General features: G+C 47.3%; 16 protein-coding genes. 3 read left to right on the top strand and 13 right to left on the bottom strand.

The genetic code is table 11. The annotated features are described in order from the left end of the window. Positions 1 to 35: 35 nt before the first annotated feature. The 7 genes from AC3DOM_RS08835 to AC3DOM_RS08805 all read right to left on the bottom strand — a co-directional run bounded on the left by AC3DOM_RS08835 (position 36) and on the right by AC3DOM_RS08805 (position 6,135). Positions 36 to 1,124, bottom strand: a complete 1,089-nt coding sequence (locus AC3DOM_RS08835; RefSeq protein ID WP_487918680.1) for a sensor histidine kinase — start codon at positions 1,122 to 1,124, stop codon at positions 36 to 38. A gap of 2 nt (positions 1,125 to 1,126) precedes the next feature. After that, positions 1,127 to 2,632: a tRNA lysidine(34) synthetase TilS gene (tilS, locus tag AC3DOM_RS08830; protein ID WP_487918679.1), complete on the bottom strand. Its 1,506-nt coding sequence runs from the start codon at positions 2,630 to 2,632 to the stop codon at positions 1,127 to 1,129. A 93-nt stretch (positions 2,633 to 2,725) separates the two neighbouring features. Next, complete coding sequence (gene mce / locus AC3DOM_RS08825) at positions 2,726 to 3,130, bottom strand: methylmalonyl-CoA epimerase (RefSeq protein WP_487918678.1); 405 nt, start codon at positions 3,128 to 3,130, stop codon at positions 2,726 to 2,728. A gap of 193 nt (positions 3,131 to 3,323) precedes the next feature. Next, entirely contained in the window at positions 3,324 to 3,842 is a 519-nt protein-coding gene (locus AC3DOM_RS08820) for a YcxB family protein (RefSeq protein ID WP_487918677.1), read from the bottom strand. Between the two features lie 4 nt (positions 3,843 to 3,846). Beyond that, positions 3,847 to 4,233: a type II toxin-antitoxin system VapC family toxin gene (locus AC3DOM_RS08815; protein WP_487918676.1), complete on the bottom strand. Its 387-nt coding sequence runs from the start codon at positions 4,231 to 4,233 to the stop codon at positions 3,847 to 3,849. Beyond that, positions 4,230 to 4,451, bottom strand: a complete 222-nt coding sequence (locus tag AC3DOM_RS08810) for a type II toxin-antitoxin system Phd/YefM family antitoxin (protein ID WP_487918675.1) — start codon at positions 4,449 to 4,451, stop codon at positions 4,230 to 4,232. Before AC3DOM_RS08810 ends, AC3DOM_RS08815 begins: the two co-directional genes overlap by 4 nt. A 109-nt stretch (positions 4,452 to 4,560) precedes the next feature. Then, the gene (locus AC3DOM_RS08805; protein WP_487918674.1) at positions 4,561 to 6,135 is read right to left on the bottom strand and encodes a DUF4153 domain-containing protein; all 1,575 of its coding nucleotides are present in this window, start codon (positions 6,133 to 6,135) and stop codon (positions 4,561 to 4,563) included. A 154-nt stretch (positions 6,136 to 6,289) separates the two neighbouring features. Between AC3DOM_RS08805 and AC3DOM_RS08800 the strand changes: the two genes are divergently transcribed. Both AC3DOM_RS08800 and AC3DOM_RS08795 read left to right on the top strand, forming a co-directional pair. Continuing rightward, positions 6,290 to 7,066: a TerC family protein gene (locus tag AC3DOM_RS08800; protein WP_487918673.1), complete on the top strand. Its 777-nt coding sequence runs from the start codon at positions 6,290 to 6,292 to the stop codon at positions 7,064 to 7,066. Between the two features lie 24 nt (positions 7,067 to 7,090). Then, on the top strand, positions 7,091 to 7,687 hold the full coding sequence (locus AC3DOM_RS08795) for a glycerol-3-phosphate acyltransferase (protein WP_487918672.1): 597 nt from the start codon (positions 7,091 to 7,093) through the stop codon (positions 7,685 to 7,687). Here AC3DOM_RS08795 and AC3DOM_RS08790 read toward each other — a convergent pair. From AC3DOM_RS08790 to secG, 6 genes are all read right to left on the bottom strand, one after another. Continuing rightward, complete coding sequence (locus AC3DOM_RS08790) at positions 7,684 to 8,151, bottom strand: SAM-dependent methyltransferase (RefSeq protein ID WP_487918671.1); 468 nt, start codon at positions 8,149 to 8,151, stop codon at positions 7,684 to 7,686. The genes AC3DOM_RS08795 and AC3DOM_RS08790 overlap by 4 nt on opposite strands. Before the next feature lie 176 nt (positions 8,152 to 8,327). Further along, positions 8,328 to 9,209, bottom strand: coding sequence for a DUF1385 domain-containing protein (locus AC3DOM_RS08785; RefSeq protein ID WP_487918670.1), 882 nt, complete (start codon positions 9,207 to 9,209; stop codon positions 8,328 to 8,330). Between the two features lie 59 nt (positions 9,210 to 9,268). Beyond that, positions 9,269 to 10,639 (bottom strand): dipeptidase, encoded by a 1,371-nt coding sequence (locus tag AC3DOM_RS08780; RefSeq protein ID WP_487918669.1) that lies wholly within the window; start codon positions 10,637 to 10,639, stop codon positions 9,269 to 9,271. 61 nt (positions 10,640 to 10,700) lie between these two features. Further along, complete coding sequence (locus AC3DOM_RS08775; protein ID WP_487918668.1) at positions 10,701 to 11,216, bottom strand: hypothetical protein; 516 nt, start codon at positions 11,214 to 11,216, stop codon at positions 10,701 to 10,703. Between the two features lie 3 nt (positions 11,217 to 11,219). After that, positions 11,220 to 12,908 carry an ABC transporter substrate-binding protein gene (locus tag AC3DOM_RS08770; RefSeq protein ID WP_487918667.1) on the bottom strand — a complete coding sequence of 563 codons (1,689 nt, stop codon included), beginning with the start codon at positions 12,906 to 12,908 and terminating at the stop codon, positions 11,220 to 11,222. A 158-nt stretch (positions 12,909 to 13,066) separates the two neighbouring features. Further along, on the bottom strand, positions 13,067 to 13,291 hold the full coding sequence (secG, locus tag AC3DOM_RS08765; protein WP_487918666.1) for a preprotein translocase subunit SecG: 225 nt from the start codon (positions 13,289 to 13,291) through the stop codon (positions 13,067 to 13,069). A gap of 127 nt (positions 13,292 to 13,418) precedes the next feature. Between secG and AC3DOM_RS08760 the strand changes: the two genes are divergently transcribed. Then, positions 13,419 to 14,480: a CehA/McbA family metallohydrolase gene (locus tag AC3DOM_RS08760; protein ID WP_487918665.1), complete on the top strand. Its 1,062-nt coding sequence runs from the start codon at positions 13,419 to 13,421 to the stop codon at positions 14,478 to 14,480. The last annotated feature ends 49 nt before the right edge of the window (positions 14,481 to 14,529 follow it).

Raw genomic sequence — 14,529 nt, 5'->3', positions numbered from 1 at the left:
AAAAATTAAAAGGTCTCCCTCCTTTTTGCTTACCCCTATTTATTGAGAAGATACATCAGATTGGTAAAAACCTGCGAAAGCCGATCGCCATCTCCCATCATTGAGGGTAAATCCGGCGTATTGATTTGAAGATCAACGTCCTTTTCTTTAGCCCGAAGAGAAAATTTTTCACCTGAATTTCGCAGCAAAGCAGATAAGTCCAGCGGCGCAAATTCCATCTCGACAATCCCGGCATCGAAACGGGCCAAATCGAGCAAATCAAGCGCCAAACGATGCATCCGCCCGGCTTCATCATAGATCACCTGGGCCGCTTGTTGGCGCAATTCGGGCGTCTCAGCCGTGCCATCGAGCAGGGCCTGGGCAAACCCCTGAATGGATGTCAGCGGAGTTTTGAGCTCATGCGACACATTTGCCACAAATTCCCGCTGCGATTGCTGCGTAGTCTGTACTCGAAGGACCATCTCATTAAAAGCCTGCGTCAGCTCCCTGACTTCCTGAGGCCCCCGTTCAGAAATATCGCTGGTCTGAGCAGGCATTGCACGCGCAGCCGTCAATATGCGTTGAAGAGGATCAGCGATCCAGCGCGCCATAACAAAGGCCAAAAGCAACGAGAGCAATAATGCAATTGAGCCCGCGCTCCAAAATGGAGGAAATAACTCATCCCGGACTACTGTCAAAATTTGCACACCAGGGCGTGGCGTCGTGATCAATAAACGTTGACCATTTTCCAGCTTTGAGATCGAGTATAGCCAGGCCCGTCCATTCTCATCACGCAGGGTGATATTCGAACGCAGCGCGCTCAATCGCGGCAGGGTGATCTTACTCTCATCCTCACGTGTATCATAAAGAATTCCACCTTTGGGGTCGAAGATCATCAAACGCACATCAAAATTTTTGTCAGCACGGTTCAAAATTCCCGCCAAATCCCGCCCGGATAATTCCTCAACCTCGTCCTGGCGGGCCAGCACCACCGTCTCAACAGCTTTCATTTTACTGATCGTTTGCCTATAAAGGAGCGGATTTCGTAAAAGGTAGATCGTCAACACGATCAGCACCAATCCCAGCGCAGCGATAATCAGCAAAGCATAGGTCAACCAAAGTCTTGAACGGAGAGATGAGAACATTTTCACCTTTTCCTGAGCGAGAATGCAACCACTCGCTTTGTACTTTCTGTGATCCGAAAACGGTGGGCAGGCCTATATCCTGGAATCCAGACAATTTCATCTTCCGTGCAGAGGAGCGGATAGCGGTCCCGGAGGCGACGCGGTAATTTGGCGTTGATGAAGAAATCAGAGAGTTTCATGGATTTTCCATTCATGCCAAGGGGATGGAATCTTTCACCGGATCGCCGCAGACGGAGGATTAGATTCTTGCCAAGAGTATCCGCATCGAGCGTGACCTGGAAAGGGTCGTCGTTTTTTAGGATCGGGGCGGTGTCGGACACCCTGCCAATTAATACCCAGCCTTTTCCGAGGTCAAATTCACAGGGTAATGTTAAAAATATCTCGACGTCATTGCGAGGAGCCTCGTCTTGCGATGAGGCAATCCCCTTGCCTGAAGATGGAGATTGCTCACCTGCACTTGTCATCGCAGGTGCAAGTATCCCCCCGAGGGAGCGTTCGGGGTTCGCAATGACATGGATTTGCGGCCAAAAATCTGTGGGAAGATTTTCCTCCCCATCCGCGAGGTAGAGACGGTCGGCTTCTCGTAACAGAAGCAAGCCAGAGGCAAGGTCGATCCGCTGCGCCCGATCAGATTCTGTCATAAATTTGGCGGCACGATCAAGAGTCGCAAAAGAAATGTCTATTTGTCCCGGGCGCAGCCTTTCCAGAGCAGTTTTGATCAGATTACGGATCAATGCGGGGGAAAGTTTGGCAAAGGCAGGCAAATCAAATGAGACGAATCCTTTTTTTTCTTCCAGAAGAATATTCTGCCATGTTGGTTCAATTAGCTCGGAGAGGAGGGAATGATCCCCACTGAGCGCGCGGCTTGTGCGCTGGAGGGTCTCGCGAAAACGGGGATTATATTTTTCAAGTTCGGGGATAAGATTATGCCGCAAGCGATTCCGGAAAAAATCATCAGAAGCGTTGCTGGGATCTTCGTGAGGATGCAGATCGTGCGCCAGACAATAGGCAACCGTGTCGTCTCGCCAAAGATCAAGGATGGGACGAACGATGGGAATTTCAGCATCAAAGGCGGGCAGGATGGCGCGAGCTTCCATTCCTTTGAGCCCACTCAGTCCGGCCCCACGCAGAAAGTGCATCAGGACGGTTTCCACCTGATCATCGGCAGTGTGCCCAACAGCAACGGCCTGCGCTCCATGCTTTCGGGCCTGGGCAAAGAGAAAACGATAGCGCAGGTTGCGGGCAGCCTCCTCGATCGTTTCTTTGTGTTTTTTTGCGTAGGCGGAGACATTATCGCTCTCGCTCAAAAAAGGCAGGTCAAATTGAGAAGCAATTCCCTCAACAAATTTGGCACCTTCTCCTGAATCCGGGCGGAGCTGATGATCAAAATGGGCCACGATCAAAGGATAGCCCGCCTCGTCCAATTTACCGAGCAGGCAAAGACTATCCGCGCCACCAGAGACGCCGACGATAATGGGGAGATCAGGAGAGAGGGAGATGCTGTTCACTTTTTTTACCACAGAGAGCACGGAGTTCACAAAGTTTAATAGAGAATAACAAAAAGATTTTCTCTTGGTCTTTGTACGCTCCGTGGTGAATCCTTAAACCTGATATAACTCAACCAGCACCCCTCCGGTTGATTTGGGATGGATGAAGGCATATCTTTTTCCATCTGCTCCCGTGCGTGGGGATTCGTTGATCAGTTGGGCACCTTTATCTTTTAGCTGCGCCATCATCCCTTCAATATCGTCTGTTTCAAGACAGAGGTGATGCATCCCTGGGCCATTTTTGGCGAGATATTTCGCCAACCCGGAATCATCCGTTGTTGGGCGAACGAGTTCAACCTCCGTGCCACCAACCGGCAAAAAGGCGATCTGCGCTGATTCTACAGGGACGTCGCGCAATTCGGCCAGTTCCAGGCCAAGGGCATCCCGCCAGAAGCTGAGGGATGACTCGATCTCAGAAACGGCAACTGCAATGTGATTGATTTTTGTGATTTTGGGCATTAGAGACCTCAGACTTTCGGACTTCGGACTTCGGACTTCGGACTTCGGACTTCGGACTTCGGACTTCGGACCTCGGACCTCGGACTTCGGACTTCAGAAGAAAGGATAAACGCGAAGGGCACGAAGAGACACTAAGGTTTAAAATTTTCGGAAGTTTTCCTTTTTTTCGTTATGTCCTTTATGTTAAAAAATGTCACTTTTTCTTGATCACGACAACGTGCGTGTCAATCAGTTTGGTGAAACGCTCCCAATCGGTTTCCGTATTGAAAAAATGGCGAGGGAAGATCAACAACATGCCGCGGATGGTAATCAAAGTCACAAGCCCACCCACTTTACGGAGACGGTTGAAATCTGACCAGGGATAGGATTTATCGCCTTTGGGGAAATTATAGGTGATTCCCTGTTTGGTGACATAACCACTCAATGGACGCTGCACAGAGGTGGTATTCCACATCCTGCGTGCGCCGAGATAAGTAGGGATATAAGCCTGGTAGAGGACAACTCCCAGCAGCAGGAGCAGGGCAATCTCAATGATATTTCCAGCAAAATCACCTGTTTTAATGATCTCACTGATCGTAGAAACAGCCATCACGCCAAAGACCAACCCAACGAAAATATACATCAGGCGGGAGGTGCGCCCTGGCTGATTGGCAAGGCGCACGGCATTATAAAAGAGTTTTTTATCGTATTGTCCCTTGAATTTTATTTGCATGAATTTACCAAATTGTTTCTACATCATATAAGTTAATCATTCTGTCTTTGGTTATTATCGGAAAAGACTCTAATTGACTTTGCGCAATCAATAACCGATCAAATGGATCAGTATGATGGTTGGGCAAATCGTATACTTTTACTGAATGACTGATTTGGATTGCCAATGCCTGAAAGTGATGTAAATTAATACGATTAGCTATATATTGTGCTGGTTCTTCAGGTAATATCAACCTCCCCTTTGCTGTCTTAATTGCAATTTCCCAAGTGCTTGCAGCCGAGAGGTAAATTTCATTTTTTCCATCCGCAATAATTTCTGTCGCTTTCTCAGAGAGCTGCGGATCGCCCAGATTCCACCAGAGAAAAGTATGCGTATCAAGCAAGCATTTCATAACTCAAACTCTGGTAATGGTTCATCAAAATTGGCTTTGATAATAACTTTTCCTTTATCGATCCCAGATGTACGCGGTCCAATGATTTCGTTTTCATAAGGAAGCAATCGCACAATTGGTTTACCAGCTTTTGCAATAATAATTTCCTCACCACTCATTACACGAATGAGCAGCTTAGAAAAATGGGTTTTAGCTTCATGAATATTAAAAACAGTCATTTTACACCTCTTGTCCATTATAGACTAAGAAGTAGACTAAGTCAATTTAAAAACAATAATGCAGGCAGGAACCCGTTCCCTTGGAGGGAACGGGTTCCTTGTAACTATACTAATCCCAGGTAAAGCGATCATAACAGTCAAATTCAGCACCATTCGGCGAGATGACGTGCTGCCGCCAGTCATCATTGTTGACAGAGTAAGAATCCAGTTCGGATTTGATTGCCGCATAGTCCCGGGATGCCGTCCAGGTCGAAAGATGAAAGGATTGCCAGTCTGTTGAACGCCCTGTTGTCTGGTCACGGTGACAAACCAGTGAGGCGGCAACCGCTTCTCGGGTTACGCGCGATACGCCGGGATCATCCATCGCGTCCACCAGCGCAGGGACAATATCATCGGATAAAGAGGCAAGATAAGCCATATCCAATTCCGCTCCGCCTCTTGAACGCTCCACATTTTGGCGGACGATCAATCCGTCCACGCTGAGCAGGTTGAGGCTTGCGGCAAACCCGATGATCGCAAATGCCATTGCCGGAGCAAAAGCACGTTGTCGGCGCAGAAATTCTAGCACTACCACCGCCACCAGCAGCGCACCGAGCCAGATCATAAAGATATGCGAGTATGCTCGCAGGCGCGAAAACCCATAATTAGTTTCATACAGAGTAAGACGCTGGAAAGCGGAAACCAGCATGACCAGCACCAGTCCCACCAAAGTAATCCCCAAACCAGAAAAAGTTTTTTGCTGGCTGGTCTGCTCACGACGGGCAATCGAACTCAAACCCAAAAAGAGCAGCAGGCTGAAAACTGCCACGGTGACCAGCTCGCCAAATCCACGACGGGCATATTCCGCATAGGTAAACCCCTCTATATTGATATTTGCCTGCCCGCCAAAAAAGTATTGGAACTGCACGAGGACGAAAGCGGCAAAGAGCAAAAGGACACTTCCCAACACGATACTGGCTTCTGTAAATCCTAAAAAGGGTGCCAGGACAGGCTTTTCTTCGCCGATCAGTTTTTCATCCTGACTTTTATGCGCGGCGTAGAGCAAAACACCAACCAGAATATAGGCAATGATCAGAATATAGATGCCTCGAAAGATATATTCGGGTAAATTTTCCAAACGGAAAAGTTTGATAAACTCTTCCATTCGCTGGGCAAAGACCAGATCGGCGGAGGATAAAAGTCCCGCAAAAATGGCAACCACAGGCAAGGCGATAAATAGCCCGCGCAAAATCGGCCAGAAATTGTTCTTTTTGGTCTCAACCCCGGCCTCTTCGCGTTGTTTCCGAGTTTCGCTGATAAATGAAAATCCATTTACGAGCGCATTCCCCCCCAAACGGAGGAATCCCGCAATATAGTCACTTATACTGTAGAAAAGCCAACGTCCACCCAGAAAGCTGAGGGCAAAGAATCCCATAAAAACCAGGGTGAGGGTGTAATTTAGAAAAGTGGTCATTGGTTCAGCACGAATAAAGGTCATCACCGCGAAAAAACTGATCGGGAGAAATAACCAATAACTGCGTCGTACAGGGTGGATATCATCTTCCGCCAATACCCTAATTCCGCTAAAGAGAATTAGGGCAACAAATATAGCAAAAGAGACACCGGGTGTATTCTTCCAAAACAAAATATCGAAAGCAATACCGAGCAAAAGCGTTGTCGTCCATAATCTTTTCGAGTTAAGCATAACTACCTCCTGAAATGGTTTCAGCAATCGTAATTGACCAAAGCTGGCGAAGTCAGGCAAATGGTTTCAGAGTGTGTCAAAAGCTATCACTTTTAATAAATTTTGCGCTCATCGAGTAAAATTGAGAGAATATATTTATTTCGGAGGCTAATTTATGGACTGGATCACCAACCCATCCGCTTGGATCGCTTTACTCACGCTAACCGCATTGGAAATTGTACTCGGCATTGATAATATCATTTTTATCTCAATTCTCAGCAGCAAGTTACCCGACGATCAACAAGGAAAAGCACGTCAGATCGGGTTATTGGCGGCATTAGGCACCCGCATCCTGTTACTGCTTTCAATATCCTGGATCGTGCAGTTAACCACACCTCTATTTACAGTTTTAGAATTAGGCATCTCTGGTCGGGATTTAATTTTGTTCAGTGGTGGGTTATTCCTGTTAGCTAAAGCAACCCATGAAATTCACGACAATCTGGAAGGATATGAGGGCAAAGAAAGTGCCGACCCAAATAAAATATCCTTTTGGGGGATTATTGCTCAAATCGCAGTATTGGATATAGTTTTCTCTCTTGATTCTGTCATCACCGCCGTCGGGATGGCAGATGATCTTGCCGTGATGATCATCGCGGTCATGATCGCGGTAGGCATTATGCTTTTTGCCGCCACGCCTCTCAGCGATTTTGTCGACAAGCACCCCACCCTCAAAATCCTTGCGCTAAGTTTCCTGTTGTTAATTGGCCTCAGCCTGGTTATGGAAGGACTGCATCAACATATTGCCAAAGGCTATATCTATTTCGCAATGGGTTTCTCTGTCTTCGTTGAAATTCTCAATCTTCGCATGAAGACAAAAACCGCTAACCCCGTCAAGTTGCGGACACGGTACGAACAAAAGAAGAAAAAAGCTAATACAAAATCGGCTTCCTAAGGAAAAGAAAACTGGAGCATCATTATGGCCCTTTATTGGCTTGCCGGATATTTTTCAGGCTCACTTCCCTTTGGCTTGTGGATCACCCGTCTCTTTAAAAATACAGATATCCGGGATGGTGGCTCGGGGCATGTAACGACAACAAACACAGTCAGACAAGCAGGATTTTTTGCGGGTGCGATCGTTCTTATTCTCGATATCGCCAAAGGATTCATCCCTGTCTGGTTTGCGATCCGGGCGGGATATCCGGCCTGGTCGGTGGCAATCGTCGCGGCACTTGCCGTGATCGGACACTGCTGGCCCATCTTTGCCAATTTCCGCGGCGGGATGGGACTGGCGACCACGGGAGGTGCGATGTTGGCATCATCAATACCTGCTGCGCTGGTTGTTCTCGCCTTGCTGCTTACCCTTGTGCTGACAATCCGCCATTCTGCACGGGCCGCGCTTTTCACCGGATTAATTGCCCCGATCATTCTCTGGCTATTTCAATTTCGTGGGATTGAACTTTGGGTGATGGTCGCGACAGGTCTGGTGATCGCGGTACGCTTTACGATTGACTGGAATCGGAAATATCGCGAACTATGGCTGGATCGTGAAGAAAATACTGACCAAATAGTCTAAACCTCCTCACAATAGTCGTCCATCAACTCATCCACCCAGGCGGGTTGCCGAACAGGTTCCGTTGGCAGAAACTGTCGAAAGGCAGGTTTTATATCCAGCACGGGCGTCCCATTGATCGCATCCAATCCTTGTACAGTTAAATTTCTTCCCTCCACTTTGATTATTTTGGCAATCGTCAACCCAATCCGGTTTGGACGGTTTTTGCCACGCTGGGAAAATATGCCCGTTTTGGGCCAGGAGGGATTATTTCTTGGATGCCGTGCTCCCTCGACGATTTTTCCGTCCTGCACCTGATGAAAATAGAAGATAATCTCAACATGGGAAAACTCATTTAAACCCTTGAGGCTTTCGGCGGAGAATGACTCAGTCAGGGTGATCTTTGAAATTGTTTTTCCCCATTGATCATCAGTAATTTCATCGCGATGGTTTTCAACATAAGCAATTGCTTCAAATTCAATTTTCATGGAATATCTTTCAAAAATAGGACTTATTCTAAAACCCTTGCCCCATCGCTCTGCGTTGGGGCATTGCTGCCAGAAAATAGATGTTTTACGTAAGTCGTAAAATAGTAAGGAGCAGAGATAAAAATACCGCAGTTCAACTATAAACTACGGCATTAAAAAGTCACTTGTTCAAAATATCAAAGAGCGAATTCAATATCAGCATCCCGCATGGCGTTAAAAGAGGCAATTGAGATTTCGAGCATTTCCAGATCCGGCTCAAAGGTGGTCAGTAATTGCAGAGCCATATTTGGACGGATAAGGGCCTGCACAATTTTGGAATCGAGGTGCCCTGCCGTCCATTTGATATATTCATAGGCCAACCCAGAGAGAACCGGCAATAATAATACGCGGCTGACCAGGCGCCAGCCCAAGGACATGGGGCCGAGGAGGGAAAAAAGCAAAATGGACATGAGCACCAAAGTAAGCAGAAATGCCGTCCCGCAGCGGGGGTGTTCACGGGAATAACCGGCAACAATTTCAGGTGTGAGTTCAGCACCATCTTCAAAGGCATTGATCGTCTTATGCTCAGCGCCATGATAAGAATAGACCCGTCTGATATCGGGCATAAAGCCCACCAGCCAAACATAGCCAACCAGCAATAGCAAGCGCACAACACCTTCAAGCACATTTCCCAGCCAGGGGTTCCAGTCAAGATATTTTTCAGCCAATCCGCCAGCGGTGGCAGGTAGCAGGAAGAAAAGGCCAATACTGAAAACCAATGAAAGACCCAGGGCAAAGTATAAAGCAGGCCCTTCAAGCTTTTCATCCTCGCCAGTTTGGATATTGGCCGAAATTGTCAGGGCCCGCATGCCAAGACCGAGTGCGTCCCACAGGAGAACCAAACCACGCAAAAAAGGAATTTTTGCCAGACGTGTTTTGTAAATTCCTGCCAATTTTTCAACATGGAGAGCAATCTCACCATCTGGCGCTCGCATCGCGATGGCAAGTGCCTTGCTGCCTCGCATCATCACCCCTTCAATCACGGCCTGGCCGCCGTAAGAAACTAATTTATCTTCCATAAATTTACCTCTAAAGTTCTCTCTTTTAATTACAGGGCTAAACCCTGAACAAATTATTGTTAGCTTAAATTGTAGAAAAAATGGATCAAGGCATCAATTCCACGATACCAGGTTGGCAGATCCTGTTTCTCGTTCGGGGAGTGGATGCGATCATCTGGCAATCCGAAACCGGTCAGAACCGATTCGATGCCTAAAATATTTTGCATCTCGGCAACAACGGGAATTGATCCCCCTCCGCGTGTGAAGAGAGGTACCACGCCCCAAACATTTTCGAATGCCTTTGCCATGGCTCTAACTCCAACACCATCACGTTCTGATATGGAGGGATGGCCTCCATGCTCGACCTTGATATCCCAGGTTACACCTTTAGGAGCGTTCTCTTCCATATACTGCTTCAATTGCTCATAAACCTCATCTGGCGTTTGATCGGGGACGAGACGCATGGAGATTTTTGACATCGCTTTTGCAGGGAGAACTGTTTTGGCACCCTCACCAGTAAATCCAGCGAGCATCCCGTTGACGTCAAGCGTCGGACGTGCTCCCGTGCGCTCAACTGCCGAATAACTTTTTTCCCCCCATAATGCGGAGGAGCCTGTTGCTTCCAGATAGAAATCATCTTTCATTGGCAAGCGCGCCAGTTCTACTCGTTCTTCGTCGTCAAGGGGACGTACCTTATCATAAAATCCCGGCAAGGTGATCCGACCATTTTCATCTTTCATACCAGCAATCAATGTCATCAGTGCATTGGCGGGATTGGCCACCGCGCCACCATATAGACCGGAATGCAAATCATGGCTGGGGCCATAAACACGAATTTCAAAATAGGCTAACCCACGCAGGGCATAGGTGATGCTGGGAAGCTTTTTATCCATAATCCCGGCATCGGGGTTGAGACAAAAATCAGCTGCAAGCATATTTTTATGCGCTTCCATAAAATCGACCAAACTTGGCGAGCCAATTTCCTCTTCGCCTTCGATCATGAATTTGATATTGACGGGTAAATCCCCATTTTCTACGATTGATTCAATTGCTTTAATGACGGCAACGACTTGCCCTTTCATGTCGGAGGCGCCACGCGCATGGAGACTATCACCACGCTGAGTTGGTTCAAAAGGCGGTGATTCCCAAAGATCAAGAGGATCTACGGGTTGGACATCATAATGCCCATAGATCAGGACTGTCGGCGCGTTTTCAGCATGCAACCAATCCGCATAAACCACAGGATGCTTTGCCGTTGGGAATATTTCAACATTTTCCATGCCCAATCCGCGTAGTTTTTCCGTAAGCCATTCTGCTGTGTGAAGCATATCAGCTTTATTTTCAGAATTGGTTGAAATGGAAGGAATCCGCAAAACCTCCTTCAATTCATGAAGGAAGTTATCTTTGTTTTTATGTGCATATGCCAACGCGTTTTCGCGGTTGTCAGTCATTTTTTCTCCTTGGGAAGATCATTGTATAAGCTTGATAAAATCTTCGGACAGCATTAAAGATTTAGCCTGGTAAAAAACCATACAAAAACCAATATTGATCCTGAGAAAATTGGTTTTCTAAATTTGCATTCCAGATAAATTTATCAGGGACAAGTTTCCTTTTCAATAATTCATCAAAAGTTGTTAACTCGACCAAATCTGCTGAGATATCTGTCAATAATAATTCCAGCATCACCCGCCAGCGGACCTCATGACGATAGTTTATCGCATGATTCTCAGGATTAGAGCGGTAATCGTTGAGGTAATTCATCCAAAGATCGAGACGTGCATTCAGTTCCTTTGCGGCCTTTCTCTCCCAGGCGGCGCGCCACTTTTCTCGAAGGGTAGCAATTTTCGGATGGAGTTGCTCCCCAAGTTGCTGGGCACGTAATCGTCGCTGGGCAAGGAGCAGTCCACCAATTGTTAAGCGAGGCTGTTTTGCTCCCAGCGGCCAAAAAAGAATATCCGAGAGAAGATAATCCTTTAGCTCAGGGATGGCAGCTTCAAGAAAGTGTTGATCCTGTTCCGGGGTTGGCATTATTTATGGTGTTTCGACTGTTGCAGTCGGTTCAAGGGCGCGGCGAGTGAGCAAATGCCAATTGGCGATGCTATCCAGGCGGTCGCTGGAATCGTAAAGGGGTGCCGCCTGGACGCCGTTAATTTGGGCATCGATTGCAAAGGTATAGGTCGGATAATATAAAGGAATCGCGGGGATTTCCTGGGAAAAAATTACCTGGAAATTGCGATATAAACGGGCCCGTTCGTTAATATCTGCGGTCACACGCGCGCGTTCAAGGTATTCGCTGGCCGCACGATTATCCCATTGGGCGTAATTCTGCCCACCACCTGCTTCAGCCTGATGCCAAAATGGATAGGGATCTGGGTCGGGGGTGTAGCTTAGATTTAGATCGATCAATGCGGCCTGGTATTGGCGCATTGCAAGATTTTCATGGACCAACTGGTTATAAGGAAGGGCAAGTAATGTCACCTGCACGCCAAGTTTTGCCCAATCTCGCTGGGCATATTCTGCCAAGGCCGTATGTAAGGCATCATCGGGATGTAGCAATGTAAAGGCCAGGAATTGACCATCTTTGGCACGCGTCTCCCCACCCTCTGCCGGGATGACATAACCCTCCCTTTTCAGGATGGAAACTGCAGCGTCAGAACTGAATTCAAACTGTTTTATGCCTTCATAATATGCCCAGTTACTGGGAAGGATCGGTCCGTCCGCCGGGATGGCTTGCCCTCGTAAGAGATCATTGATCATCCTCTGACGGTTCAGTCCCGTTAACAAAGCCTCCCGAACAGGGATTTCCTGTAAAAAGGGAACTTCGCCATTATCGAGATTAAAAAATATCATGCTTAGCTCTGGCCGGCGACTGGTATAAAGGGAAAGATTATTCTCAGCAAGCGCCTCGTCCAGGATATTGGGTGTGATCTGGCTGATTCCCATCACCTCGCCTTGCTGATACGCGTCCAATGCTTCAGTTGAGGAGGGATAATAACGAAATACAATCTGTGGGATATATGGTTTTTGTCCATGATATTTTTCGAATCGACTCAAAACCACACCTGTGATCTGGCCCTCTTCAACGAGTAGATGATCAAATTGATAAGGTCCACTTCCAACAGGATTCAGGTTGAAATCTGCGTTGAGAAGTTGATCTTCGGGGATAGCGCCCAGTAAATGTTTCGGTAGCAAGCCAAAAGTCAGGTAGTCCAGGAATGGGGCAAAAGGTTCCGGCAAACGGAACTGCATCGTTTTATCATTCAGCTTTATAATCTCGACCTCGCCCCAGAGATCTTTGACATCTTGCGGATAAAAGGAGATTCCACTTTTGATCAAATCAATGGTGAAGATGACATCATCGGTCGTAAGCGCCGCCCCGTCATGCCAGATCGCGTTTGGACGGATGGAGAAATTATAAATAGTGCCATCTTGTGACGTTCCCCAAGCCTCTGCAATATCAGGGAGGGGCAATCCGCGTGAATCAAAACGTATCAAACCACTATAAATCAAACTATTCACATCACGATCTGCGATGTTATTCCGATCCAAAAGGGGGCTGAAGCGATTCATGGAACCAATCAAAGCCTCGGTATAAACACCTCCGCTGGTTGGTTGCGTGAGAATCGTCCTGGTAGCAACAGGTTGTTGACTGAGCAACAATATCCCGACTAATATCAGGGTAAGAAAGACAACAAGAATTTGCCAACGAAGTTTTTTCATAATAGACCTTCCCTCACCCTTTGCTCTCTTCAAAGAGAAGTGCTTCAGGAGAGTTAGGCTAATGTGGTGGACAGATATAAAAAAAGGAAGGTCTTTTCTCAAAGCTGGCTCCAGGGACCCAACTCTAAAAAAATGACCTTCCTGATTGGGCAGCTTACCTAGCGAGTAACCAGTACTGCGGCAATCGCCAACCCAAAGAAAATAACGCTCAAAACAATGGTTGCACGAAAGAGAGTTTTTTCAACACCGCGGCGTGCGGTAAAAACACCGCCCGTATCCCCGCCGGCCAAACCTCCCAATCCTGCGCCCTTGCTTTGCAGGATCACGCTTACGATCAGCGCGATTGACGTTATAATCAGAGCTATATCAATATAATTAATCATGGACGAACCTCCTAGAATTTAGCGGACAGATTATACCTGTGATGGCATAAAACAGTCAACAGGCGTTATCTAAAATGATCTTATGCATCAATCAATATAATCACTCATAACCGGAAACAGAAAAACAATGAACGAAATCATCGCAAATCTTCACATGCATACCCGCTATTCCGATGGAACAGGCTCTCACGAGGATATTGCCAAAGCTGCACTGGAAGCCAACCTCGATGTTGTGATTACCACCGATCATAATGTTCTCGTGCAAGGGCCTGAAGGTTATTATAAAGCAGGCAAAAAGCGGGTTCTGATGATCGTTGGCGAAGAGATCCACGATCAAGATCGCGATCCGCAAAAAAATCATCTCCTTGTCTTTGGCACAAACCAGGAACTAGCCCAAAATGCTGACGATCCTCAAACATTAATCAACTCAGTTAACAAAATAGAGGGTCTTTCCTTCATTGCCCATCCTCACGACCCCGAGCAGCCAGCCATCAGCGAAACAGCAATTACCTGGGAGGATTGGCAGGTACACGGATATACAGGCATCGAGATTTGGAATGGTCTGAGTGAATTCAAGGGCCTTATCAACACTAAATTACATGCTCTTTTTTATGCCTATTTTCCGAAATTTCTCGCCTGCGGGCCCTATCCCAAAACCATCCAGAAATGGGATGAGCTGCTCAACTCAGGGAATAAAATAGTTGGCGTTGGTGGTTCAGATGCGCATGCCTTGCGCGGCAGTCTTGGCCCGCTCACGCGCACCCTTTTTCCTTACGGATTTCATTTTAACTCCATCAACACCCACCTTCTCCTTTCTGAAGCATTAAGCGGAGAAGAAACAAAAGATCGAAATCTGATCCTTGACGCCTTCCGCGCGGGACACGCCTTCATCGGTTATGACCTCCCCGCCCCGACACGCGGTTTCCGATTCAGTGCGCAGGGCAGACGTGATTCCGTTATTATGGGCGACGAGATCCCCGCCAAAGGCGGTGTCACTCTCCAAGCCCATCTCCCCTCCTTCGCTGAGATCCGTCTGATCAAGGATGGTGAGGTTATCAGGGAGTGGAAAAAACAGTCAGTTTGCACCCATATCACCACTGAACCGGGCGTTTATCGCATCGAGGCGTATCGACGCTATTTGGGCCGTCGCCGTGGTTGGATATTCAGCAATCCGATTTATTTGAGATGATAATTTCATGTCCATTTCCCATATTCTTCACTATACAATGTAAATAAAT

It is taken from the genome of Candidatus Desulfolinea nitratireducens (assembly GCF_982879505.1).
The sequence above is the reverse complement of the archived record's forward strand: the minus strand, read 5'-3'. Positions and strand labels throughout refer to the sequence as shown.

Coding starts and splice junctions, on each gene's coding strand:
- AC3DOM_RS08835 (WP_487918680.1), bottom strand. CDS start 1,124: ATGTTCTCATCTCTCCGTTCAAGACTTTGGTTGACCTATGCTTTGCTG.
- mce (WP_487918678.1), bottom strand. CDS start 3,130: ATGCCCAAAATCACAAAAATCAATCACATTGCAGTTGCCGTTTCTGAG.
- AC3DOM_RS08820 (WP_487918677.1), bottom strand. CDS start 3,842: ATGCAAATAAAATTCAAGGGACAATACGATAAAAAACTCTTTTATAAT.
- AC3DOM_RS08815 (WP_487918676.1), bottom strand. CDS start 4,233: ATGAAATGCTTGCTTGATACGCATACTTTTCTCTGGTGGAATCTGGGC.
- AC3DOM_RS08810 (WP_487918675.1), bottom strand. CDS start 4,451: ATGACTGTTTTTAATATTCATGAAGCTAAAACCCATTTTTCTAAGCTG.
- AC3DOM_RS08805 (WP_487918674.1), bottom strand. CDS start 6,135: ATGCTTAACTCGAAAAGATTATGGACGACAACGCTTTTGCTCGGTATT.
- AC3DOM_RS08800 (WP_487918673.1), top strand. CDS start 6,290: ATGGACTGGATCACCAACCCATCCGCTTGGATCGCTTTACTCACGCTA.
- AC3DOM_RS08795 (WP_487918672.1), top strand. CDS start 7,091: ATGGCCCTTTATTGGCTTGCCGGATATTTTTCAGGCTCACTTCCCTTT.
- AC3DOM_RS08790 (WP_487918671.1), bottom strand. CDS start 8,151: ATGAAAATTGAATTTGAAGCAATTGCTTATGTTGAAAACCATCGCGAT.
- AC3DOM_RS08785 (WP_487918670.1), bottom strand. CDS start 9,209: ATGGAAGATAAATTAGTTTCTTACGGCGGCCAGGCCGTGATTGAAGGG.
- AC3DOM_RS08780 (WP_487918669.1), bottom strand. CDS start 10,639: ATGACTGACAACCGCGAAAACGCGTTGGCATATGCACATAAAAACAAA.
- AC3DOM_RS08775 (WP_487918668.1), bottom strand. CDS start 11,216: ATGCCAACCCCGGAACAGGATCAACACTTTCTTGAAGCTGCCATCCCT.
- AC3DOM_RS08770 (WP_487918667.1), bottom strand. CDS start 12,908: ATGAAAAAACTTCGTTGGCAAATTCTTGTTGTCTTTCTTACCCTGATA.
- secG (WP_487918666.1), bottom strand. CDS start 13,291: ATGATTAATTATATTGATATAGCTCTGATTATAACGTCAATCGCGCTG.
- AC3DOM_RS08760 (WP_487918665.1), top strand. CDS start 13,419: ATGAACGAAATCATCGCAAATCTTCACATGCATACCCGCTATTCCGAT.